Consider the following 1,852-nt stretch of genomic DNA (forward strand, 5'->3'; position numbering starts at 1 on the left):
GCGTGCCCACGAACTTGACGTTGGCGCAGGCGTCGGCGCCGCCGGTGGCGCAGCCTTCGTCGTCGGGGATGAGGAAGCGCAGCGGGCCGCCCTTGTCCCGGGGCAGGGGGTCGTCGCCGATGCGGTAGGCGATGACCGCGTGGCGCAGCGCTTCCAGCGGCACGCTGGCGGCGAATCCGCCGTCGGTGGACTCGACGGTGACGTAGTCCAGTTCCGCACCGGGCTGGAGCCGGTCGAGGATGGCCTGGAGCGTCACCGCGCCTCCGATCCGGCCGGGGATCAGCGCGCCGACGTCGTCGATCTGGCCGTCCAATGCCGCGAGCTGCCGGAAATCCAGCTCCTGCGCCGGTTTTCCTTCCTGTTCGATGCGAAGCCCGTTCATGATTCGTCTCCCCGTGGTGGAAGGCCCGCGCTCAGGTCGGCATGCCCGTGCACGGGGGGCAGACGCCGTAGAGCACGACTTGGTGGCTTTCGAGGCGGAAGCCCTTGGGCGCCAGCTTCACCAGATCGTCGGTGGGGCATCCCTGGACGTCGAAGACGCCGTCGCACTCGCGGCACTGGAAGTGGTGGTGGTGTTCCTTCCCGGCGGTCTCGTAGCGCGCCGCCTCTCCGGGAATGCCCACCGCGACGAGCGTACCCTCGGTCATCATGGTGTGGATGGTGCGGTAGACCGTGGCGATGCCCAAGCCGGGCGCCCGGGTCTGGGCCGCCAGCAGAATGTCCTGCGGGCTCAGCGGGCGGTTGGCTTCCAGGAGGACTCGCTGGATGACGCTCCGTTGCCGGGTGCGCCGTCTGGCGCGAAAGCGCGCCTGAGGAGCTGTTTCGTCGAAGTGGCTTTTTCCGCTGGTCATGTGAACCCCCAGCGCCTGCCGCCGCAGGCGTAGTGCCCGTCCCGCGCGCCTCTCCGGGACGGCTACCCTATACTACACGATACCACACCTGAATTGCACGCAAAGACGGCCGGGTCCAGACGGCCGGGTCCACTTTGCGGCGCGACACTGGCTGCCGAAGGGTCGCCTTAATGATCCACTTATCTTGCTAGCGGTGACGAAGTTCTCCGGAGCCATAAAACATGGAGTCCGCACTTGCTAATTCGATAGTGATTTATTAATAGCATATCAGGTAACCGTGGCAGAAGGAGGCTGTATGAGACTTGTCGAAATGAAACGGTTGGTTCTCGGATGCGTGGCGTTCCTGCTTGCGTGCGGTCTCTCGGTCCCGGTCGGGGCACAGGAACCGGCGGAGGCGCTCAAGAAGCAGCTCCGGGAGATGCAGCAGGAAATGGGTGACTTGATGAAGCGCATCGAGGAGCTCGAGAAGAAGAAGGCCGAGGCGGACCGCGTGCAGTCGGTGGAGCAATCGGTGCAGTCGATTCAGGAGAGCCCGTCGATCCTGAACCCGTCGATCGGCCTGGCCATCGACACGACTATCCAGAGTCGGGCGGACACCGACGAAGATTTTTTCAATTTGCGGTCGGTGGAGCTTGGACTGTCGGCCGAGATCGACCCCTATGCCAGGGCGTATACGTTCATCACCGCCATCGGAGACAGTGTCGAAGTCGAAGAGGCGGCCGTGCAGACGACGGCGCTGCCGATCAACGTCACCGCCGGGCGGTTTTTTGCCGACTTTGGCCGCCTGCCGCAGTTCCACCCGCACGAGCTTCCGTTCGTCAACACGCCCCTGTCCATGACCCGCATGATCGGAGGAGAGGCCCTGGGCACGGGCCTCCAGTGGCGCTTTCTCTTTCCGACCCCGTTCTACCTCGCCCTGACCGGCGGCGTGTTCAATGAGATCGGCGGGCACGCGCATGGCGCAGGTGGGCACGCACACGAGGGTGAGGACGACCACGAGG

The 1,852-nt window shown here is 65.0% G+C and carries 3 protein-coding genes; 1 reads left to right on the forward strand and 2 read right to left on the reverse strand.

What is annotated here, in order from left to right; translation table 11 throughout:
* The coding region (locus tag OXU42_08350; protein MDE0029393.1) for a molybdopterin-dependent oxidoreductase at positions 1 to 382 on the reverse strand (382 nt) is incomplete at its 3' end.
* A 31-nt stretch (positions 383 to 413) separates the two neighbouring features.
* Entirely contained in the window at positions 414 to 851 is a 438-nt protein-coding gene (locus OXU42_08355) for a transcriptional repressor (protein MDE0029394.1), read from the reverse strand.
* 334 nt (positions 852 to 1,185) lie between these two features.
* Between OXU42_08355 and OXU42_08360 the strand changes: the two genes are divergently transcribed.
* Positions 1,186 to 1,852, forward strand: a 667-nt coding sequence (locus OXU42_08360) for a hypothetical protein (GenBank protein ID MDE0029395.1), incomplete at its 3' end; no start/stop codon positions are given.

The sequence above is a fragment of the Deltaproteobacteria bacterium genome (assembly GCA_028818775.1).
GTDB lineage: Bacteria > Desulfobacterota > Binatia > UBA9968 > JAJDTQ01 > JAJDTQ01.

What these genes read in the sequence shown, in the direction of transcription:
- OXU42_08355 (MDE0029394.1), bottom strand. Translation starts at nt 851, where the DNA reads ATGACCAGCGGAAAAAGCCACTTCGACGAAACAGCTCCTCAGGCGCGC.